At 72.0% G+C, this 22,122-nt stretch carries 14 protein-coding genes; 8 read left to right on the plus strand and 6 right to left on the minus strand.

Going from position 1 to position 22,122, the window contains the following annotated elements:
• The first annotated feature begins 497 nt into the window (after nucleotides 1-497).
• Together O0S08_RS09905 and O0S08_RS09910 are read left to right on the plus strand one after the other, a co-directional pair.
• Entirely contained in the window at nucleotides 498-695 is a 198-nt protein-coding gene (locus O0S08_RS09905; protein ID WP_269038812.1) for a hypothetical protein, read from the plus strand.
• Nucleotides 696-746: 51 nt separating this feature from the next.
• The gene (locus O0S08_RS09910) at nucleotides 747-1,340 is read left to right on the plus strand and encodes a hypothetical protein (protein WP_269038813.1); all 594 of its coding nucleotides are present in this window, start codon (nucleotides 747-749) and stop codon (nucleotides 1,338-1,340) included.
• A 154-nt stretch (nucleotides 1,341-1,494) separates the two neighbouring features.
• Here O0S08_RS09910 and O0S08_RS09915 read toward each other — a convergent pair whose 3' ends face one another.
• Entirely contained in the window at nucleotides 1,495-2,247 is a 753-nt protein-coding gene (locus tag O0S08_RS09915) for an SDR family NAD(P)-dependent oxidoreductase (RefSeq protein ID WP_269038814.1), read from the minus strand.
• Between the two features lie 196 nt (nucleotides 2,248-2,443).
• Here O0S08_RS09915 and O0S08_RS09920 point away from each other — a divergent pair, with 196 nt between their 5' ends.
• On the plus strand, nucleotides 2,444-2,725 hold the full coding sequence (locus O0S08_RS09920; RefSeq protein ID WP_096331399.1) for an ArsR/SmtB family transcription factor: 282 nt from the start codon (nucleotides 2,444-2,446) through the stop codon (nucleotides 2,723-2,725).
• A 785-nt stretch (nucleotides 2,726-3,510) separates the two neighbouring features.
• Here O0S08_RS09920 and O0S08_RS09925 read toward each other — a convergent pair.
• The gene (locus tag O0S08_RS09925) at nucleotides 3,511-5,313 is read right to left on the minus strand and encodes an amidohydrolase family protein (protein WP_269038815.1); all 1,803 of its coding nucleotides are present in this window, start codon (nucleotides 5,311-5,313) and stop codon (nucleotides 3,511-3,513) included.
• Nucleotides 5,314-5,475: 162 nt separating this feature from the next.
• Between O0S08_RS09925 and O0S08_RS09930 the strand changes: the two genes are divergently transcribed.
• Complete coding sequence (locus tag O0S08_RS09930) at nucleotides 5,476-7,188, plus strand: hypothetical protein (protein WP_269038816.1); 1,713 nt, start codon at nucleotides 5,476-5,478, stop codon at nucleotides 7,186-7,188.
• Between the two features lie 64 nt (nucleotides 7,189-7,252).
• Here O0S08_RS09930 and O0S08_RS09935 read toward each other — a convergent pair whose 3' ends face one another.
• From O0S08_RS09935 to O0S08_RS09945, 3 genes are all read right to left on the minus strand, one after another.
• Nucleotides 7,253-7,816 (minus strand): hypothetical protein, encoded by a 564-nt coding sequence (locus O0S08_RS09935; RefSeq protein ID WP_269038817.1) that lies wholly within the window; start codon nucleotides 7,814-7,816, stop codon nucleotides 7,253-7,255.
• A 407-nt stretch (nucleotides 7,817-8,223) separates the two neighbouring features.
• A complete protein-coding gene (locus O0S08_RS09940) occupies nucleotides 8,224-10,029 on the minus strand; it encodes a MutS-related protein (protein WP_269038819.1) in 1,806 nt (601 codons plus the stop codon).
• A 459-nt stretch (nucleotides 10,030-10,488) separates the two neighbouring features.
• Complete coding sequence (locus tag O0S08_RS09945; RefSeq protein ID WP_269038820.1) at nucleotides 10,489-11,052, minus strand: 5' nucleotidase, NT5C type; 564 nt, start codon at nucleotides 11,050-11,052, stop codon at nucleotides 10,489-10,491.
• An 80-nt stretch (nucleotides 11,053-11,132) separates the two neighbouring features.
• On the opposite strand from O0S08_RS09945, the gene O0S08_RS09950 reads away from it, so the two are divergent.
• The 3 genes from O0S08_RS09950 to O0S08_RS09960 all read left to right on the plus strand — a co-directional run bounded on the left by O0S08_RS09950 (nucleotide 11,133) and on the right by O0S08_RS09960 (nucleotide 17,235).
• Complete coding sequence (locus tag O0S08_RS09950; RefSeq protein WP_269038821.1) at nucleotides 11,133-12,260, plus strand: SMP-30/gluconolactonase/LRE family protein; 1,128 nt, start codon at nucleotides 11,133-11,135, stop codon at nucleotides 12,258-12,260.
• Between the two features lie 926 nt (nucleotides 12,261-13,186).
• A complete protein-coding gene (locus O0S08_RS09955; protein ID WP_269038822.1) occupies nucleotides 13,187-15,760 on the plus strand; it encodes a DUF4215 domain-containing protein in 2,574 nt (857 codons plus the stop codon).
• Between the two features lie 593 nt (nucleotides 15,761-16,353).
• Nucleotides 16,354-17,235 (plus strand): hypothetical protein, encoded by an 882-nt coding sequence (locus O0S08_RS09960; protein ID WP_269038823.1) that lies wholly within the window; start codon nucleotides 16,354-16,356, stop codon nucleotides 17,233-17,235.
• Between the two features lie 89 nt (nucleotides 17,236-17,324).
• Here O0S08_RS09960 and O0S08_RS09965 read toward each other — a convergent pair whose 3' ends face one another.
• Entirely contained in the window at nucleotides 17,325-19,748 is a 2,424-nt protein-coding gene (locus O0S08_RS09965) for a hypothetical protein (protein ID WP_269038824.1), read from the minus strand.
• Nucleotides 19,749-20,103: 355 nt separating this feature from the next.
• Here O0S08_RS09965 and O0S08_RS09970 point away from each other — a divergent pair, with 355 nt between their 5' ends.
• Nucleotides 20,104-22,041 (plus strand): hypothetical protein, encoded by a 1,938-nt coding sequence (locus tag O0S08_RS09970; RefSeq protein ID WP_269038825.1) that lies wholly within the window; start codon nucleotides 20,104-20,106, stop codon nucleotides 22,039-22,041.
• Nucleotides 22,042-22,122: the final 81 nt, after the last annotated feature.

The raw sequence follows: 22,122 nt of genomic DNA on the forward strand, positions 1-22,122 counted from the left end.
TAATGGCTCGCATCGGGTATCTCTCCTGGCCGCCGCGATCGCGACGGCATGACTGCGCCAGCGAGCCGCGGTGACACATCGTCGGCCTCGCGCGCGAGGCGGCGTGGACCACCTCCGTTCGTCCAGTGATCGCGGGGCGCGACTCGATCGCCGCGCCGCGCAAAATCGCCGCCGCCGGGCGGGCCGAGGCGCGAGATCCGGGAGCGCCCGTGCGAGGTCGAGCGCGAGGCGCTCGGGCTCGCGTCCTCAGCCGCCGCGCCGCCCGAGGAGCGGGAGGCACTCGCGGGCGCCCGCGGCGGCGGGACCTCCGCGAGGTCGCAGGCGACGCGGACGTGACCGAATGCACCGACGTCCTGCGCCGCGGATCACAGCGCAGGCGGTGGACAAACCTGTGAAATGATTTATGAAAAACAAGGCCTGTCTTTATGGGCATGTATATGGATTGCTCCGAGCGCGCCTCCGGTGGACTCGACCGGGCCGCGAGGCACTCTGGTGACGTGCAGATCAAGCCCATCCACTGGCTCTGTGGCTCCCTCGTGGCGATGAACCTCGCGCTGCTCGGAGTCGTCCTCGACGACGAGTGCCGGGCTCACGGGGTCCAGCGCTCGGCATGGAGATGGTTGTGGGTCCAGGACGATCATGACGACCGGGACGCCAACGACGACGGCGAGAACGACGAGCAAGACCGGGAGTGAAGCGTCCTGCTCCGCGGCCCCGAACCGCAGCTCCTGCGGTATACCGGGGCGATGAGCACCTGGGTGGCCGCCCTCATCGAGACGCAGGGACGCAGGGACTTCTGGGACCTGGCGCGCGAGCAGGGCGTGGAGCCGCTCTCCACGGACGTCCCGGCGCGTGTCCTCGTCGACTTCGAGCCGAGCGGGCGCGAGGCGGCGGTGCAGATCGCACAGGCGCTGTCCGCCGAGCTGTCCGCGAGCTGCCTCGCGTTCGCGGCGCAGACGAACGCCGACGTGTACGAGCTGCACGCCTTCGAGCGCGGCGCTCGCGTCCGCCGGCTGGCCTACTCCCGCGACGGGGGCGGCTGGTTCCGCGTCGAGGGGGAGGTGCAGCCGTGGGAGCGGGCCTTCTTCTTCGACGAGGCCTCGACGTCCGCCGACAGCGACGCCTGGCCCGACATGCTGTGGGACGAGCTCGCCGACGAGGACGTGGCGCGCTACGAGGCGGCCCGCCGCGCAGGCGATGCGAGCGCAGTGCTGGACCTGCTGCATCCGTCCTCGACCGGGCCGCTGCGGCGGCTGTGCGACGCTCTCGGCGTGTCTCCGGACGCGCCCCTGGGACGCTGGAGGAAGCCGGGCCTGGGGTCGCGTCTCTTGCGTCGGTAGAATTGCGAGCCGACGCGGTCGAGCACTGCCGCGTCCGCACGCGCGAGGTGGATCCCGCGTCGCGTCACCGAGACGTCCCGAGCGGTCGACGCCAGCCCTCGCCTTCGCCGCGCTCCGAATCCCAGGAGCGCGAGCGAGGCTCCGCCGCGATCGATCAGCGCAGGCCGCCGGAGGCGCTGATGATCTCGCCGGTCAACCAGCCGGACGCGGGCGAGGCGAGGAACACCGCGACGGTGGCGATGTCGTCGACCTGGCCGATGCGGCCGAGCGGGGTGCCGGCGATCAGCTGCTTCTCGAAGTCGGTGCCGCTGATGCCGAGAGTGCGGGCGCCCTCGGTGTCGACGGCGCCGGGGTTGATCGAGTTGACGCGGATCTTCCGCGGCCCGAGATCGAGCGCGAGGGTCTGGGTGAGGCCGTCGAGCGCGTGCTTGCTGGCGGTGTAGACGACCGACTGCGGGACCGCCCGGCGGGTCACCGTCGAGCCGATGTTGATCACGCTGCCGCCCTCGGGCCCGAAGTACTTCAGCGCCTCCTGCACCGCGAGCAGCGGGCCGAGCACGTTGGTGTCGAACTGGCGCCGGTACTCGGCCTCGGTGATCGCCTCGACCGCCTCGAAGCGGAACACGCCGGCGTTGTTGACCAGCACGTCGAGCCGGCCGAACACCCGCTTCGCCTCGGCGAACAGCCGCTTCACGTCGGCCGCCTTCGACACGTCGGCCTGGACCGCGAACGCCTTGCCGTCCTTCTGCGTGATGTCGGCGACGACCCGCTCGGCGCCGGCCTTGTCGCCGGCGTAGTTGACGATCACCGCCGCGCCCGCGCCCGCCAGCGCCCGGGCGATGCCCGCGCCGATGCCCTTCGACGCGCCCGTGACGACCGCGACCTTGCCCTTCAATGACTCGACCATCTTCGCTCTCCTCGTGGTGCTGTCAGTTCGACAGTTCGATGAAGGTCTAAATGATGGCCACGCCGGAGTCAAACCGCCTCCCATCATTTTTCTTCGCGCCCTCGCGCCCTCGCGCCGGCGCCGTGGCCGCGTGACCGCGCACACGGCCGCCCGCCCCGGCTACAACCGCGGCGGTCCCCGTGTTACGCTGTCGGCGATGATCCGCTTGACGGACAAGCAGGTCCAGCGAATCTCGAGCGCCCTGGCCGAGCCGCGGCGCTTCAAGATCTTGCAAGACCTGGCGGCCGACCGCGCGCAGCAGATGCCCTGCGCCGCGATCGTCGAGTGCCACGGGGTCAGCCAGGCGACGATCTCCCACCACCTCAAGGAGCTCGAGACCGCCGGCCTCATCGAGATCGTCCGCGACGGCAAGTTCGCCCACGTGGTGTTCCAGCGCGACGTCTGGCGCGCCTACCTGGCGCGCCTCGCCGAGCTGTGAGCGCCCGCCCGCACCTCCCAGGTTGTCGTGCCCGCCGTCATTTGGACGTTTAGGTTAACGTCTAAATGTCGCCAGGCCGGATGTCAAGCGCACGCAGCGCGCCAGCGACGTCGGAGTCGAGGCCCGCGCGCGCCGACGAGCGTCGGGTAAAGGTGTTTAAGGGACATGTCGAAAGGGACAGCAGACACGGCGCACGTCGTCGCGCTCGCGCATGAATGTCCGGGAAGCACAGGCCGAGGAGGTCGCAGGGCTCGCCGCGCACTCGCGGCGCACCGCGTCGCGCTCGAGCATGAAGGTCCGGAAGCACAGGCCGAGGAGGTCGCAGGGCTCGCCGCGCACTCGCGGCGCACCGCGTCGCGCTCGAGCATGAAGGTCCGGAAGCACAGGCCGAGGAGGTCGCAGGGCTCGCCGCGCACTCGCGGCGCACCGCGTCGCGCTCGCGGATGAACGCGTCGGGTCGAACAGGCCGAGGTCGCAGGCCTCGCCGCGCACTCGCGGCGCACGGCGTCGCGCTCGAGCATGAATGTCCGCGAAGCAGAGGTCGCAGGGCTCGCCGCGCACTCGCGGCGCACGGCGTCGCGCTCGAGCATGAAGGTCCGGAAGCACAGGCCGAGGAGGTCGTGCGGCTCGCCGCTCACTCGCGGCGCACGGCGTCGCGCTCGAGCATGAATGTCCGGGAAGCACAGGCCGAGGTCGCAGGGCTCGCCGCTCACTCGCGGCGCACGTCGTCGTGCTCGCGGATGAACGCGTCGGGTCGAACAGGCCGAGGTCGTGCGGCTCGCCGCTCACTCGAGGCGCACGTCGTCGAGCTCGAGGGCGAACGGGCCGGTCCGGGTCGCGCCGAAGAACAGGCCGAGGAGGTCGTACGGCTCGAGCCCGAGCTCGGCGAAGGCGACAGTGTACTCGGCCCACTCGCGGCCGACGGCGATCTCCTTGCGCACGGGCATGATGCCGAGCTGGGCCGCGAACGCCATCACGGTCAGCGCAGTCGTGCCGTCGCCGCGGGCGGCGAACACCAGCTTGCTGAACTTGCCGAGGTTGGCCGGCTGCATCGGCGCGGCCCCGGGGAAGAACATCGCCCCGGCCCACTTGGCCCGCTCGCTCGCGGCCACGTCGCCGGCGAGCCGCAGGGCGCCCTTGCTCTTGCGCGCGCCCTTCTTGGCGAGGCCGAGCTCGACCGTGGAGGTGCCGCCGATCAGCGCGTCGGTGGCCGGCTCCCACCCGGCGCCGAACTCCGCGGCGATCTTGCCGGCCTCGAACGCGGCGATCTTGCCCGCTTCGGACCCGGGCGGCGGCGGAGCGGCGCGCTGGGCCTCCAGCGCGGCGTACTCCTCGGCCAGCGCCCGGCGATAACCGTCGCGGTCGAGCCTGTGCCCGGCCTTCCACACCGACTCGATCGCCCGCGTCGCGGTGATGTCGGTGGTCGGATCGCCGCGCACCAGCAACAGGTCGGCGCGCTTGCCCGCCGCCACGCGGCCGCGGTCGCTCAGCTTGAACCTGTCCGCAGGGACAGACGTGGCGGCGGCCAGCGCCGCGGTCGCCGGCAAGCCGGCGCGCACCAGCAGCGCCAGCTCGTCGTGCAGCGACGCGCCGTGGACCGTGCCCGGGTTGGGCGCGTCGGTGCTGGCCAGCAGCGGCACGCCGGCGCGGTGCAGCGCCCCGACGCTCGCCAGCACGTGCTCGCACGCGCCGGCCGGCAGCGCGATCGGCCAGGTCGCCGACAGGGCGCGCGCGTCGGCCGGGCCGAGGAACGGCTTCAACTCGGGATCGTCGGCGATCGCCTTGCCGTGGCCCGGCTCGCACAGGCCGAACAGCACCGCCAGGGTGTCGGCCACGAACACCTGCTTGTCGCGCGCCAGGGCCACGAACGCGTCGCTCGCCGGGCCGTCGGCGAACACGTGGGCCAGGCCGTCGGCCCCGGCCTCGAGCGCCGCGATCGCCTCGCGCTGGCTGCTGACGTGGACCACGGTCGTCAGCCCGCGCGCGTGCGCGGCCTCGACCAGGGCGCGCACCGTGTCGACCGCGAGGGTGGGGAGGGTGAGGCCGAAGCCGGACCCGTCGTCGAGCACGATCTTGAGGTAGTCGGAGCCCTCGGCCAGGCGCGCCGCCACGAACGCCGGCGCCTGGTCGGGGCCGGTGAGGGTCGGGATGGCGAAGCCGTACTCGGTGCCGTGCCCGCCCGGCGCGGTGGCGAGGATCCCGGCGCTGCGGAAGTCAGCCAGAAGGCGCCCGCCGGCCCCGGCGACGGCCTTGCGCAGCGGGCCGCTCACGGCCGGCAGGGTGAACATGTCGAGCTCGGTGGTCACCCCGAACACCAGCGCCTGGCGCAATTGATCCGGCGACTGGACGTGCGTGTGCGCGTCGATCAGCCCCGGCAGCAAGGTCCGGCCGGCGCCCTCGACCACCGTCGCGCCGGCGGCCACCACCAGGTCGGGGCCGACGGCGACGACCCTGTCGCCCTGGACAGCCACCGACGTGCGGGCGACCACCGCCTCGCCGTCGAACAGGCGGACGTCGCGGATCACCAGGTCCGCGGCGATCGGCGGGACGTCCGCGCCGGCGCCTCGCTCGCCGGCGGCCGCGGGCAACCGAGCAGAGCCAGGGCCGCGAATGTGAGGACCGTGCGGGACGGGCGGGGACGCATCGGCCCCCGATACCACATGACTTCCGGGACAGGGTCGAGGCGGCGCCGCTCGGAGCCGTGCGAAAGCGCTTCTACGGCGATCCCTGATCGTGGTATTCACCGCCCTATGCACATGCGTGGCGCCGCGTCGCTGGTCCCCGGGCTCCTGTTGCTCGCGTGCAACTCGATCGCGCCGCCGGTGACCACCTTCGGTGTGCTGACGACGACCGGCGAGACGCCGGTGATGATCGGCGACGTGCACGCCAGCCTCGACTTCACCAGGCCCGGCGAGCCGGTCGGCGACCTCGTCGGCTGGAACCTCGGCCGCGGCACTTCCTACGCGCCGGAGAACGACCCCCTGCACCCGGAGTGGCGCACGCCGGTCAAGGTCGCGGCTGCGCAGGCGCTGGCGGAGGCGCGGCCGGGCCACGGGCGGGCGCCGTTGATGCGCTTCTCGGGCCTGCAGATCGACGGCGCGCTCGGCAACGACGGCTATCACTTCTACCGCTGGGTCGAGCCCGGGCACGCGCCGGCGGCCGGCGACAACATGGCGACCTTCGAGTACTTCGCGCTGATGCAGGACGCCGACGCCGCGCCGATCGTCACCCTGAACTTCGGGTCAGGTACGGCCGCCGAGGCCGCCGCCTACGTCACGCACCTCAACGGCACCGACGCGGACGACGTCAACGTCGCCGCGCGGCTGCACTGGGGGCAGGACCAGCCGTATCGGCAGACTCAATTCGAGCTCGGCAACGAGACCTACGGCCCGTGGAACACCGGCTATTCGGCGGCGGGCGACTACTCGTACGCCAACCCCGAGGCCAAGCACGGCGGCGATCCGAAATGGTTCGACAAGCCGAGCGCCTCGGCGGCCGACTACGCCGCGCGCGCGCTCGAGTACGTGGCCGCGGTCAAGGCGGTCGAGCCCGAGGCGCGCTTCTGGGTCCCGCTCGCGCAGGCGTCGATGGACGGGTGGGGCGGCGTGGAGGCGGCGGTGCAGGCGCTCGCGCCGCTGTTGCAAGACCCGTCGGTCGCCGGCGCGGTGATTCATCACTACCTCATCGACGACGCCAGGACGCTCGGCTGGACCGAGCCCAACGATCTGTTCTTCGCGTTGGCCGGCACCGAGGCGTTCCGGCCGGGCTTCGTCCGCGCGCGGGCGGCCCTCGACGCGGTGCGGCCCGGCCTCGAGCTCGTCGTCACCGAGTACCACGTCGCCGGCGCCTTCTCGCGCGGCAAGTTCGAGCGCGCCCAGCAGGCGGCCGTCGGCCTCGGCGTCGCCGGCATGCTGCTGTTCTACGCCCAGCTCGGCGTCGAGGCCGCCTGCCAGCACGCCGCGCTCGAGTTCGACAACCTCGACGGCCCCGACCGCGACCCGCTGCTCGAGCCCTGGTACAACCCGTTCCGCAAGGGCCCGAACGAGACCGCCGCGGTGATGGCCAGCTACGTGGCGACCCGCCTCGTCGGCGAGCACCTGCTCGAGCGCGCCGCCCCGCTCGAGTTCTCGAAGCAGGTCGAACAGGACATGTCCTTCGGGTCAGGCAAGATCTCCGTCCCCCTGGTCCACGCCGCCGCCTTCGTCGACCCCGCCGGCGAGACCGGCAGCCTGGTGGCGCTGCACCGCGACCTCGAGCGCACCCACACTTTTACGATCGACCTGCCCCCGGGCTGGACCGCGACCGCGGCGAGCCAGTGGGCCCCGCCGGCCGCCGATCACAACACGATGTACTTCCCGGTCGCAGTCGAGCCCGCGCAAACCGTGCAGGAGGGCGAGCGCGTGCAGGTGACCCTGCCGCCCCACAGCCTCGTGGCGCTGCGCTTCGCCGCCGCGGCGCAGTGAAGCCCACGAATGCAAATAGGGGGAGCGTTTTCGCGGCAGAACCGTCGGTCTGTGGCGAGGCGGCTCAGAGGCGGCGGATGTGGCCGCGGATGTCGAAGGTCCCCTCCTCGACGATGTCTTTGAAGAACAGCCGCCCCTCGACGTCACCGAATTCCTTGGAGCCGTCGGCGATCGGGTGCTGGCAGCGACCGTGGAGCTCGGCGCCGTCCGGGAATTCCGGGTCCCACTTGGATTCGAATTTATACGTGGTGGTGAACTGAATCGCCTCGCCGTCGAGCTCGCCGATGAACAGCTCCCGGCCGGTCTCCAGGTAAACGCCGCTGGGCGGACCGTTATTTTTGGCGGTGAGGATGTCGGTGTACCAGCAGCCTACGAGGTCGCCGCTGATCACGATCGTGAGGTCGATGAAGTCCCCGAACCCAGGTGGCGGTGGTAGGCATACCCCTCCGGTGTCGACGACCCCGGTCGCGGAGATCTGGGTCACCCCTGCGCTCGCGGGCGAGGGTTGTGCCAGGTTCAGCGCACTGGCCAGGATAAGCGGGACTCCCGGTCGGGAGAGCGCTCGCCATGAGTTGCCGTGGCGAGGGCCATCGGCGACGGCGCGGGCGGAATTGTCGATATGCGTCATGGTGCCTCGATGCTTCGGGGTCGTTGGCGAGGCGCCGCGTCGGCGCCTCTCGGGTAGATGCCCCGTGAGTGCGGCGACGGCCAGGTGACGGGGGCCACAGGGTTCCGCCGGAGTAAGCCAGGTCGTGGCGCCGCAGATCGATCACGCCATTCGTGAGCGTCCCGATCGAGGTCGTCGAATGGCGAGCCCGAGAATCAACGCAGCGAGAGGAACATGATGAGTCGGGTTCTGCGTGCCGGTGGCGTCCATCGAGAGTGCGACGGCTCGCGTCCCGAGCGCGTGCGTGGCGGCGATGTGCTCCCGAGCACCTGGCGTGCTCGAGATCTGGGTCCTCGTGCAGCGGCTCGCCGCGTCCTCGCCCGGGAGCATGCTGGCCCCGAGGACAGGTCCGAACGGTCCTGTGCGCTTCACCCCGCGCTCGCCGGCAGCAGGCCGATCGCGCGCATCAGCGCGATCGCGTTGCTGCGGCCGACCAGGCCCGGGCGCATGCGGTAGTCGAACACCAGCTCGCCGCCGACCACCTCGTCGGCGAAGTGGACGTTGCGGGCGCGGGGGCCGAGGTCGGCGACGGCTTCGGCGAGGGCCAGGTCGTGGGTCGTGCACAGGCCGATCGCGCCCTCCTCGATCAGGGCGCGCAGGACCGCCTCCGCGCCGATCTTGCGGTCGTGCGAGTTGGTGCCGTGGAAGATCTCGTCGAGCAGGAACAGCAGCGGCGGGGAGCCGGCGCGGGCCAGGTCGCGCAATTGCAGCAGTCGGCGCAATTCGCTGTAGAAGCGCGAGCTCGCGTTTTGCAGCGAGTCCTCGATCCGCAGGGTCGCCCCGATCTGCAGCGGGCTCAGCGTCAGCGACTTCGCCGACACCGGCGCGCCGGCCAGCGCGAGCACCACGTTGATCCCGAGCGTGCGCAGCAGCGTGCTCTTGCCCGACATGTTCGAGCCGCTGACCATCAGCACCCGCAGCGGCTCGCCGAGGGCGACCGAGTTGGGCACGCAGCGGCGGAGCAATGGGTGGCGCAGGTCCTCGCCGTCGACGCGCGGGCCGGCGGCGACGAGCGTCGGCATCCGATCTTCGGGGCGCTCGTAGGCGTAGGCCGCGAGCGACGCCAGGGCCTCGAGCTGGCCGAGCGCGGCCAGCCAGCGGGCGATCGCCGGCCCGTGCGCCTGTCGCCAGCGCTCGACCGCCAGCGCGCCGTGCAGCTCCCACATCAGCAGAAACGCGATCGGCGCGAACAGGCCGCTCTTGCGCGCCTCGAGCCAGTCGACCGTGCGCGCCAGCCCGGCGACGGCGGTCGAGCCGGCGACCTCGCCGGTGCGCAGCTGCGCGGCCAATTCCGTCAGCCGGCGGCTGCCCGCGGTCGGCTCGCGCTCGACGCGGTCCAGCAATTGGGCGATGACCTCGAGGTCGCGCCGCGGGCCCTCGACCGCCGCGACGATCGCCGCGGTGCTCGGCCGCAGCGCGCGCATCACCAGGCCCTCGAGCACGGCGACGAGCAGCAGCGGCACGAAGCCGACGTCCGTGGCGAACGCCAGGACCGCCGTGACCACGCCCGCGAGCGCGAGCGCCGACGCGAGCAGCCGCAGCGGCACGAAGCGCGAGGCGGCGATCGGCGGCGGCGCGGTGCCCCACGCCACCAGCGCCTCGGGCGCGACCGCGGCCCGCACGTCGCCGCCGAGCAGGGCCAGGTCCTCGCGCAGGTCGAGCCGCTCGCGCAGCGCGAGCACGGCCTCCTGGCGCGCCGCGACCTCGTCGACCGTGGCCGGCTGCAGCAACCAGCGGGCCAGAGTCGCCTCGCCGCCGCGAGTGCGCGCAGTGCACAGCAGGGCGAACAGCGAGGCCGGCCCGAACAGGTCGAGGTCGGCCGCGTACGGGTGGTCGGGCGGCACGAACTCGCGGTGCTGCACGCCCTCGCCGCGCCACTCGTCGTCGACGCGCCGGATCGCCCGCCGGTAGTGCTCGACAGCCAGCATCGCCCGCGCTCGCCGGCGGTACGCGGTCTCGTGGACGATCACCAGCGCGAAGAACCCCAGCAGCGGCGCGAACGAGGCGGCCAGCGCCGTCGGGCGGTCGGCCAGGCCGAAGCCGAGGAGCACGAGGAAGACGACGAAGACGCCGAGGCGCCAGTCGGAGATCCGCCGGATCTGGACGTCGACGCGGTCGACCGCCGCCTGCCGCGCGGCGAGCCGGCGCTGGTACTCGCTGCGCGGGTCGGACACCCGCGGGATGATGCCGCACCCGCCGCCGATTACAACGCCAAGTGACCCGGACGGCCGGGAACCCGCGCAGAGGCGGCAGCCGGGCCGATCCGCGGCATGGAACGCGCGCGGCCGGAGCGAGCGGCTCGGCTTCGTCCCGTGCCGAGCGTGTCTTCAAAGACATGTCCGCCGAGGTGCGCCGGGAGCGAGCGCCCGGCCGCGGTGAGGAGCTCGCCGAGTCACGCTGCCGATGGGACATGTCGCCATGGACATGTCCCATCGCACCTGCGGGGACACGCCCCGGCGATCCATCGGTGTCGGGCGGGCCGGTCGCCGCGGGGGACGCGCCGTCCGTGGGAGTAAGAAATCGGCGACGCACCGTCCCGGTCGCGGTTCGGCCTCGCCTCGTGCCTGAGAAATACATGACCCATTGGACATGTCACAGACGACATGTCCTTTAGAGAATATCGATTCGAGCGCTCACTCGACCTCGCACAGCCGGTGCAGGGCCGCGCGGATCTCGGCGAGGTTGTGGCCGTCGTAGCGGATGGCGTTGGGGTGCGAGAAGCCGACGTTCCACGGCTGGGCCGGGAGGACGACCAGGCCGCGCGGGCGCCAGGCCAGCCAGCGCTCGACGTAGGGCGGCCAGTCGTCGACCAGGACCTTGCCGTACACGAGGCCCTTGTCCATCGTGATCGTCACGGGCACGCCCGGGAGGTGCTGCTGGCACCACTCGAGCTTCTCGGTCCACGCGCTCGGGGTGCCGACCGGGCCTTTGGTGAGCACGTGGATCTCGAAGCGCAGCGCCTGCAACTCGGCGAGCACGTCGAACCCGAGCTGCAGCCGCGGCAGCGAGCGCCACCAGCCGGGCTGGCGGCGGATCACGCTCTCGCGCGCGCGCAGCCACGGCGGGCTGTCGTCGTCGCCACCCAGAGGCGGATCGGCGGGCCCCCGAAGGGCCTCCAGATCGCGTACGAGCGCGCCCTGGTAATCGCAGAGGGTGCCGTCCATATCGATGAGCGCGACCAACCCGACCTTCGCCATGACGCGATGGTAGCGTGAGGGTCGCGCGATCGCCACGCGCCTGGTGCCCGTGCGGCCGGCGTGATACCCCGGGAGGCATGATGAAGCGCGCCTCATCGTGGATGTTTTCGCTCGTGCTCGCGTGCGGCGGCGGCTCCGGCGAGACCACCGCCGACACCGCGACCGGCACCGACGCGACGACCACCGACGCGACGACCACCGACGCGACTGCCACGACCACCGGCACCGACACGAGCGACACCTCGACGTCGACCACGCCGACGACCACGAGCGACCCGACCACCGGCACGCCGCCGACCGGCACGACCACCGAGGCGACGACCACCGACGAGACGACGACCACCGGCACCACCGGCGCGCCCGTCGACCCGCCGATGTCGCTGGACGACGTCGTCGACGGCGAGCTCGAGCTGATCGCCGACGGCCACATGTTCACGGAGGGGCCGATCTGGAGCCCCGAAGGTTATCTGCTCTACAGCGACATCCCGGCCAACACGATCTTCCGCTGGTCCGAGGGCGAGCAGCCGAGCGCGTTCATCAACCCGAGCGGCAACTCGAACGGCCTCGCCTTCGACCTCGAGGGCCGCCTCCTCGCCGCCGAGCACGGCGGGCGACGGGTGTCCCGCCGCGTGATCGGCGAGCAGAACGCCGAGACGCTGGCCGGCGAATTCGAGGGCCAGAGCCTCAATAGCCCCAACGACCTGGCGGTGCGCTCCGACGGCACGATCTACTTCACCGACCCGCCCTACGGGATCCAGCCGAACCAGCAGGAGCTCGACTTCCAGGGCGTGTTCCGCATCGACCCGCAGGGCCAGCTGTCGCTCATCGCCGACGACTTCGACCGCCCCAACGGCATCGTCCTCTCGCCCGACGAGAGCCTGCTCTACGTCGCCGACACCAACGGCGAGCACGTGCGCGTGTTCGACGTCCAGCCAGACGGCAACGCCGTCGGCGGCGAGGTGTTCGTCGACCTCCAGAGCGACCTGCAGGGCGACCCCGACGGCATGGCGATCGACACTTTCGGCGATCTGTTCGTCAGCGGCGGCGGCGGCGTCCGCGTGGTGACCCCCGCCGGCGAATTGCTCGGCACGATCGAGGTCCCCGAGTCGGTCACCAATTGCAAGTTCGGCGACCCCGACGGCAAGGCGCTCTTCATCACCGCCCAGGCGCGGGTCTACCGGATCCGCCTCAAGGTCCAGGGCGCCTGAGGCCCGCGCCGCGAGCGCTCGAGGCGAGCGCGGCGACAGGATCTCGCAACATCTCGTGGCGGAGTCGCGGGGCCGACGCGTCCGCGACTGCGCGCGGATCGTCGCCCGCGCGGTGACAGGACCGCGAAACATCTCGTGGCGGAGGTCGCGGGGCCGACGCGTCCGCGACTGCGCGCGGATCGTCGCCCGCGTATGAACAGGCGTGGAGCCTGCGCCGCGGTCCATGTCCTCGCGATGGGGGTGTCATGATTCGTTCGCGCCCTCGATCGCGGGCGTACGAGCCGTCGCGGTCTCGTTCGGATCGGCAATCGTCGTGTCCCTCGCTCGGTGAGTCGACGACCGGTAGCGACCGAGTCCTCGCGCCTGGAGCGGCCTGAGAACACCGGCAGATGTCATCCGAGCCCGCGCTCGTGGCGCCCGGGAACATCGGCAGACGTCGTCCGAGCTCGCGCTCGCGGCGCCCTGAGGACATTCGCAGAGGTCCTTTGCGCAGCGCGTGGAATGCCCTGAGAGCATCGGTAGATAAATTATTAAAGGAGGTGTTCGCGGCGCCCGGGAAATATCGGCAGAGCTCATTCGAGGTCGCGCTCGCGGCGCCCTGAGAACGTTCGCAGATGGCCTGAGGCGGCCTCAGAGATAAATTATCAAAGGATGCGCTGGCGGCGTCCGGAGAGCCTGGCAGACCTCATTCGAGCTCGCGCTGGCGGCGCCCTGAGAACGTTCGCAGATGTCCTTTGGAGCAGGCGCCTGGGGCGCCCTGAGAGCACCGGCGGACGATCCTTCGATTCAGCGCCTGGGGCGCCCTGAGGACGTTCGCAGAGTGCATTCGTGGCACCTCTCCTCCGTGGACCTCGACGCGGACACCTGTTGGGCTGTACCCCCAATCTGTCTTCGGACCCGAGGTGTGGATGGCGACAGGTAAGCGAATGTGGAGGCTGGCGTGTACGCTGGCGTTGGCGATGGCGGGCTGCGGCGACGATTCGGCGACCTCGACGGTGTCCGCCGGCGCCACCGAGACGACCGGCACGACGACGTCGGGCGAGGTGATGACGACGGCGCCGACGACCGGCGAGCTGCCGACCACGACGACGAACGCGTCGATGTCCGGCGGCGAGACCACCACCGGCGGCGAGGGCGTGTGCGGCGACGGCGTCGTCGATCCGGGCGAGGCCTGCGACGACGGGCGCAACAACGGCCCGGGCCAGGCGTGCAGCGAGACGTGCACGCTCGCGGCCTGCGGCGACGGCGTCCTCGGGTCCGACGAGGAGTGTGACAACGGCGCCATGAACGGCGACATGCAGAGCTGCAAGGCGGACTGCAGCAACAACGTCTGCGGCGACGGCCTCGTCGGCCCGGGCGAGGGCTGCGACGACGGCAACACGGCCGACGGCGACGAGTGCAGCGGCGCCTGTGCGCTCGAGACCTGCGGCGACGGCCTGGTCGCGCCGACCGAGCAGTGTGACGACGGCAACCGCGAGAACACCGACGCCTGCACCAACGCCTGCACCAACGCGACCTGCGGCGACGGCTTCGTCCAGGAGGGCGAGGCCTGCGACGACGGCGGCGCGAACTCGGCCAACGCCGCCTGCACGCTGCAGTGTCAGGCCAACGTGTGCGGCGACGGCTTCGTCTTCAACACCGGCGACGGCACCGAGGAGTGCGACGCCGGCATGGACAACGGCCCGGGCCAGACCTGCAACGCGTCGTGCGTGCTCAACGTGTGCGGCGACGGCGACAAGGGCCCCGAGGAGGCGTGCGACGACGGCAACACCGATCCGGCTGACGGCTGCTCGGCGACCTGCGCGCTCGAGGAGTGCGGCAACCAGGCGATCGACCCCGGCGAGGGGTGCGACGACGGGGCCAACGGCGACCAGGACGACGGCTGCACCGACCTGTGCGCCGCGCCGACGTGCGGCGACGCGTTCGTGCAGGACAGCCTGATGGAGATGTGCGACGAGGGCGGCGCCAACAGCAACACCGGCGATTGCACGCTCGCGTGCAAGGCGGCGGCGTGCGGCGACGGGCTCGTGCACGCCAACGTCGAGCAGTGCGACGACGGCGCGAACAACGGCAACGCCAACGCCTGCAAGGCCGACTGCACGCTCAACGTGTGCGGTGACGGCTTCACCGGCCCGGGCGAGGCCTGCGACGACGGCAACCAGAACAACGAGGACGGCTGCACCAACGTGTGCAAGCTGGCGACCTGCGGCGATGGCTTCAAGCAGCCCGGCGAGGAGTGCGACGCCGGCGCGAACAACAACAACACCGGCGCCTGCACCCTGTCGTGCAAGCTCCCGGCGTGCGGCGACACCTTCGTCCAGGCCGGCGAGGAGTGCGACGACGGCAACGCGGCCAACACCGACGCCTGCCTCAGCACGTGCAAGCTGGCCAAGTGCGGCGACGCGTTCGTGCAGGCCGGCGTCGAGCAGTGCGACGACGGCAACGCGAGCAACACCGACGCCTGCACCAACGCCTGCAAGACCGCGGTGTGCGGCGACAGCTTCACCCAGCCGGGTCTCGGCGAGACCTGCGACGACGGCAACGCGGTCAACACCGACGCCTGCCTCAACACCTGCAAGGCCGCGGCCTGTGGCGACGGCGTGGTGTGGGCCGGCACCGAGCAGTGCGACGACGGCAACGCGCTCAGCAACGACGCCTGCGTCGGCGCGTGCAAGAACGCGGTGTGCGGCGACGGCTTCGTGCGCATGGGCGTCGAGCAGTGCGACGACGGCAACCTGGTCAGCAACGACGGCTGCAGCTCGACGTGCGTGAAGGAGGCGGTCGTCAAGACCTTCAACTGCACCAACGCGGTCCAGAACTTCGTGGTCCCGAACGGGATCACCTCGATCAAGATCGAGGCCTGGGGTGCGCAGGGCGGCACGCCGACCAACAACATCAACCTCTGCGGCGGCAGCCCCGACATCGGCGGCCTCGGCGGCTTCGCCACCGGCAACCTGGCGGTGACGCCCGGCGAGACCCTCGGCCTGTACGTCGGCTGCGCCGGCGGCACCGGCAACGCGCCCGGCTGGAACGGCGGCGGCGGCAGCTGCCCGGGGACCGACACCTGCTCGGGCGGCGGCGGAGCGTCCGACGTGCGCAAGGGCGGCCAGGCCCTCGCCAACCGCGTCCTCGTCGCGGGCGGCGGCGGCGGGGCCGAATACTCGTGCGGCAACCAGGGCGGCGGCGGCGGCGGCGGCCTCGTCGGCAACGACGGCGTCGGCGGCGACTTCTGCAACGGCACCGGCGGCACCCAGAACGCAGGCGGCATCGGCTGCATGGGCGCAGGCGGCGTCAACGGCTCCAACGGCTCGCTCGGCCAGGGCGGCGCGGGCGGCCCGACCCTGCACTGCGGCGGCGGCGGCGGCGGCTACTACGGCGGCGGCGGCGGCGGCGTGGACGGTCACGCCGGCGGCGGCTCGTCGTACCTCGGCGGGGTGACCGGCGGCAGCACCACCCCGGCGCAGAAGACCGGCAACGGCCAGATCGTGCTCAGCTACTGAGCGGAACCGTGGGCGCCCCGGAGCGATTCGCCGCTCCGGGGCGTCGCCCCGCGACGCCTCGGCCGTCGCCCTCGACGCGACGGCAGATCGAGGTGCGCGGCGAAATCATCGTAGATGTCCCAAGAGACATGTCGTCGGCGCGCAGGAGCCCGCGACCTTCGGTCGACCGTCGCGCTCCTGGTGGGCAGACGAGCGGGCTCTCTGCGGATCGGCGGACATGACCGCGCGGGTCGCCACGCCGGCAATTTGCAGCTCGTGCTCGTGGGCGTCTTGCGAGCCGCAAGGCGAGGCACGGATGCAGGCTCGGAGTGTGAACGGACGATGGCGCTCCGGTAACATGACGATCCAAACGACCTGGTCGAAGGGCAAGGCGCAAACGCTCGCGGGTCTCGCTCCCTGTCGCCGGCCGGTCCGACGTGCCGGGCCTTCACCTACGATTTCACCGCATGATGGAGAGCGCGACGGTCGAGTCGTCTGTCACAACCAGGATTCGTCGCGCTCGGTGCAGCCCTGACAATTGTGTCATCTTGTCGCGGCGCGGCTCGCCGCATAGGCTCCTGTGGATGCGACTTGAATTGGCATCATGGACCATCATGGCTTCGTTTGTGTTCGCGCCCGGGTGCGGGCCGCAGAAGGCGGATTCGACCGACAGCGCGGGCGGCGCGACCGACGACACGACCGGCGATGAGGGCGCTTCTGCAGGCGAGACGACGAGCTCGAGCGTCACCACCGGCGCGACGGACACGACTGGGCCCGGCACCACCGACGGCGGCGACAGTACGCCTACCGGGATGAGCACCGAGGGCGACCCCGAGGAGACGGCGGGCACGAGCGACACGACGGGCGCGCCGGCCGGCTGCCCGGCGGACGATCCCGCGACGTCGGCGGCGTTCAAGGTCTCGCTCGACGCGTGGCCCGATCGGAGCGACGAGGAGCACCTCGTGGACAGCCTGTGTGACATCGACGCGGTCGACGTCGCCGGGGCCGTGGTGATCACGACCCTGACATGCGACGTCGACGGGGTCGCGCGCGGGGCGAAATTCGAGTTCGCGGTCGCCCCGGAGGGCGCGGTCGACTGGCAGGTCGGCCAGGCGGTCGCGTTTCACTCGCGCGCCAAAAACAGCGAGTTCTCCGGTGACACGGCGCTGCACGTGACGCTGGCCGACGATCCGTCGCGGCTCCTGGTGGATGGGCGCGATGTGTGGGGCGTGGGACTGCCGGTCTCGGAGGATATCGGGCCGATCCACCGCGAGATCGTGATGGAGTGCACCGCCGACGACCTGGGCGAGGAGAAGAACAACGAGCTGCGCTACTCGCTCATGTCCGGGGCGGAGCTCACCGTGTGGGCGGGCTCCCGCGGCTCACTCGCGATCGACGCGTCCCGGGTGTTCGCGATCGACCTGGCGCAGTCCGGGTCCATCTGTTGCCACGGAGACGAAGAGCGCAGCCTGATCCGCCGCGTGCTCAGCGAGTGAGCCAGCGGCGGCCCGGCGGTGATCGGCGCGGAGAGACATGTCCTTAGGGTCATGTCTCATCGCGTGCGGCCGGACGCAGTCGCTGCGGCTCACGCCCGGTCGGCGAACCACTCGAGGCATTCGCGTCGCGCGGCCTTCTGCGTCTTCGACAGGCTCTTGCCGTTGTCGAGGCGGCCCTGGCTCACCTCCTTGAGGAGGCCCGGGCAGTGCTCGTCCGACCACGCGTACCAGAGCGGCCACAGCCACTTGCTCTCGAGCCGCGGGAGGCCGTAATAGCCCGGGACTGCCTGTCTGGCGCGAATCCAGGCGATGAGCGCGGGGGCCAGCTTGCGACCGTCGAGCGGCGCGAGGGCCCGGCCGTGCGACTCCCACTTCGCGGCGGCGCCGCGCGGCTTGCCGAAGCCCGACCAGTCGTTCTTCAGCAGGTCCTGGTACGCGCGCAGCACCACGGCGAGGGCGTCGCCGTCGAACCCGGCGCGGCGCACCGCGTCGAACACGTCGCGCAGCGGGTCGTAGTGCTCGACCCCGGCCGCGAACGCGGCGGCGAGGTTCGTCCAAGGGACGCCCTCGAGGCCGCGCAGGACCGCGGCCTCGTCGAGCGGGTCGGCGAGGACGAGCTGCTTCAGCCAGAGCAGCAGCGGCTCGCGTCGCTGCGCCGGCTGCTTGTCGATCGCGCACGTCTCGCCGAAGAAGGCGAGCTCGTGCGAGTCGTCGAGGACGCTCTCCAGCCACGAGGCGTCGCGGCGGTCGCACCAGCGATCGAGGACCACGAGCGCGCGCGCGGCGAAGGCGAGGCGGTCACCGAGGTCGTGGCCGTCGGTCTCGGCGATCTTCCACAGCGCGGCGCTGTGAGCGACCGCGTCGCGCAGCAGGACGTACGCGAACGGCCGGCCGACGGCGGCGCGGGGCGTGGCCGGGAACTCGCGCCAGGGCTGCGCGAACCACGAGGCCGCGGCCCGCTCGCGCTCCTCGGAGGTGCGCGCGGGATCGAGGAGCCACGGCGGATCGAACGACTCCGGGGCGCCCGCGGGCGCCTGGCCGAGGCGCCCGCGGAGCCGGCGAATGGGCTCGCCGTGGTGATCGATCTGCCAGGACAGGCCCGCGGCGATCGACAGCTCGCGCGCGGCCTCGTAGTCGGCCAGGGCGCCCGCGAGGTCGCCCGCCGCCTCTCGCACCTTCGCGCGGGCGGCGACCTCGTCGGCCTGGAACCCGCGGCCGCTCGCGGTGCCCTCGACCCGCGCGCGCTCCAGGTCTTGCTCGATCCGCGGCGACGCGGTCGCCAGCGCGTCGCCGCTCAGCGCGGCCGCGCGGGCGATCAGCCGCGCTCGTTCGTCCGCCCCCGGCGGCTTGCCCGGCTTGCGGTCCTTGCACGGATCGCCGCCCTCGGCCCGCACTGCCAGCGCCTTGGCCACTCGCGCCAGCGCGACGCCGCGGCGGTCGGTGACGTCGCCCGACCAGAACATGCAGCGACCGACCATGCTCGGATCGGTGGGCGCGTCGAGGGTCGCGGCGCGGGTCCAGTCCTCCTCGGCGGCGTCGAGGTCGGCCGCCCCTGCACAGGCATCGAGGTAGAGGCGGCACTCCCAGCGCCCGCGCAGCGACTCCGGCAGCGCGACGTGATGGGCGACGACGAGGTCGAGGAGCCGCTTCGCCTCGGGGTAGGCGCCGCGGTAGAGCAGCTTCATGCCGAGGTTCTGCGCCGCAGCGAGGGCGACCTCGTGGACCGCGCCGTCGCCGTCCTGCAGGAGGGCGGGGAGCGCCTTGTCGACGATGGCGTGGAACGTCAGATGGTTCGAGAGGCTGAGGTTCGGGAGGGCGTCGCAGATCCGCGAGGCCACGGCCAGGCGATCGACGGCGCTCTCGGAGCCGGCGAACGGGACGACGCGCTTGATCGCGGCCTGCGGCGTGCCGCCGAGCCGCTCGCCCTCGGGCGTGGCGGCGGAGCGGGCCGCGACTGCGCGGGCGATCGCGGCGGGGGCCGTCCGCTTGCGCAAGCCTCGCGAGTACAAGCCGCGGTCCGAGCCGATGCGGCCGTCGACGTCGTAGAGGCGGCGGAGGAGGAGGACGGCCTCGTCGGGTGCCCCGGAGACGAGCGCCTCGGCGACCGCCTCGAGGCCCTCGTACCAGTCGGCGTCGGCCTCGAGGTCGTAGAACCGCGACCATTCGTTGGCGCCGCCGTCGGGGTGCGACGACAGGGTGGCGAGCAGCGACGGCAAGGCCGCGCGCTCGGCCGCGGCCTGGCTCCGACCCCAGATGTCGGCACATAGCTGCAGGTAGGCGCCGGCGCGGCGCCGGACGTGCTGGAGGCCGTCGGGCGCGTGGACGTCGACGAGGACGTGCGGCCCGTCGAGCCGCGCCGCGAAGGGAGGCACTGCGCGCTCTCTCGTGAGCATGTGACGCGCGTAGGCGGCGAGCGCCCGCTCGAGGCCGGCCTCCAGCGAGCTGCGGGGCGGATCCTTCGGAGCGACTGGGTCGCTTGCCTCGGCGGCGACGCGCTTCTTCGTCACGGTCATGAGCGGCGGGGATGGTACCCCAACAAGATCGATCCGGGCCGAGCGGCGCGCGACGTCGCGGTCGAGCGCGCCGCGCGAGCCACGCGGACCCGTCGTCGCGACCCATCGTACCACCTGTCCCCGGGGACAGCCTGAAGGTCTCTCCGCGGGATTGATCCATGGATCCGGCCGATTCATCATGGTCCAAAGGACATGTCCTCGAAGACAGCCAGAGAGACCTCGCCGCAGGGGTCGCGCGTGCTGCGCGATTTTGCCCGAGTCGGCCTGGTCGCGGGCTGCGGGCCTGCTCGCGTCGGGCGCGCCCGGCCGGCGCCTTTGACTGCGCGCCCGGGCCCGGCGTATCGTCGCGCGCCCGATGACCGACACCTCCGCAAGGGCCGAGAGCACGCGCTGGGCCTGGCTGCGCGGCCACCGGGGCATGTTCGTCGGCTTCGCGGCGGTCCACGCCGGCCTGGTCCTCAACTCGATCCCGCTGCGGGTGGTGTTCGGCGCCCTGCCGTTCGGCGGGCCCGACTATCAGACCCACTTCCAGCACACGCACACGCTGACGCGCGCCCTGGCCGAGGGTCGGTCGTGGGTGTACGACCCGATGATGCTGGCCGGTTACCCGGCCGGGCTGTTCTTCGACGTCGACAACAAGGCCCACTTCCTGTGGTGCACCGTGCTGCACCAGCTGGGCGTGCCGCTGGCGACCGCGTTCAACCTCTACACTCTGGCCTCGGCGATCGCCATGCCGATCTCGCTGTGGCTGGCGGCGCGGCTGCTCGGCGTGCCTGTCAGGGCGCAGGCGTGGACGTTCGGGCTCGGCGTGCTGCTGTGGCACTTCGAGTCGCTGATCCGCTTCTTCTGGGGCGGCGGCATGATCTCGTTCGCGACGGCCTCGCACCTGTGCGTCCTCGTGCTGGCGCTGTTCTGGCGTCAGCTGAGCGGCGCGCCGGTGCGCGGCGGCTGGGCGGCCCTGCTGGTGCTGCTGCCGCTGGCGCTGCTGACCCACGTGTGGAGCTTCGCCGCGCTCGCGGGGCCGATGATCGGCCTCTATCTGGCGCGCGCCCGCGGCCTCGGCCTCCTCGGCCACGCGCGCGTGTGGGGTTTGGCCGCGGTGACGGTCGTCGTCAATGCGTACTGGCTGTGGCCCGCGCTCACGCACATGGAGCTGATGGCGCCGTCGCACAAGCTCGGCCAGGCCACCCCGGACTTCTTTCTCTACGACCTGCTCGAGGTGTTCGTCGACCCGCTGACGACCGGGTTCGTCCGCCAGCGCACGCTCGTCCGCACGATCGCGGTGCTGGCGGCGATCGGCACTCTGGTGGCCTGGCGACGCACCCGCGAGCCGGCCCTGCGCTACGCCCTCGGCACCGCGCTGTGGCTGTTCGGGCTCAGCTACGTCGGCGCCCTGCTGCCGCTGGTGCCGGCCACCGAGCCGTACCGGTTCGCCGCGCCGATGGCCTGCTGGGCGGCGGTGCTGGCCGGTCCGTGGCTGGCGGACAACCTGACCCGAAAGACATGGTCGCAGGTCCCCGCGAGCCTGCGCGGCCTGGCGATCGGCCTGCTCGTGCTGCTGGCCCCGCGGGTCTACGCCCAGCTCGCCACCTTCCTGCCCGGCGTGGACGTGTCGCCGATGGGCTTCCTGCAGAGCGCGGTGCTGGAGGAGCAGTTCTTCCCGAGCATGCGCCTCAAGCCGATCAGCGGCGACTTCCAGGAGGTCGCCGCGTGGGTGGCGGCCCAGCCCGACGACGGCCGCGTCCTCGTGCACTACTGGGCCCTCGGCGAGTACCTGCGCTGGGCCACCGATCGCCCGATCCTCGGCGGCTTCCCCGATCGCCGCACGATCCACGAGCAGGCCAACCTGTTCCACTGGACCGACAGCGACGAGCGCTACAACGAGGGCCTCGAGCGCTATCTGCAGACCTTCAACGTCGCCTACGTCCTCATGTCGGTGCCGCACATCCCGGCCATCGAGCGCCGGCTCGACCTGCTGGAGCCGCGCGGGATCGTCGGCGGCCGCTACCGCGCCTACCGCGTGCGCAAGCCGACGGGCTACTTCGTCCGCGGCCGCGGCGAGGTGAAGGCGGGGCTCGGCCGGATCGCAGTCTCGGCGGCCTCGCCGGCGCCCGGCACGCAGGAGCTGGTGCTGCGATTCCATTGGCTGCAGGAGCTGACCTGCAAGAGCGCCGTTCCGAACGTCGATTGCCGGATCGAGCGCGAGCCGGTCGAGGGCGACGAAACGGGGTTCCTCAGGGTCGTGGGCGCGCCGACGCTGCCGGCCGAGTTCGTGCTCGAGCAAGGCCGCTGACTGGCGACCGTCGCGGTGTGGACGGCTGCGGGCCCCCGCCCCCGCGGGGCGGCCGGTATCACACAGGTAGGTCGGCCGCGG

This window comes from Nannocystis punicea (assembly GCF_026965555.1).
Classification (GTDB): Bacteria; Myxococcota_A; Polyangia; order Nannocystales; family Nannocystaceae; genus Nannocystis; species Nannocystis punicea.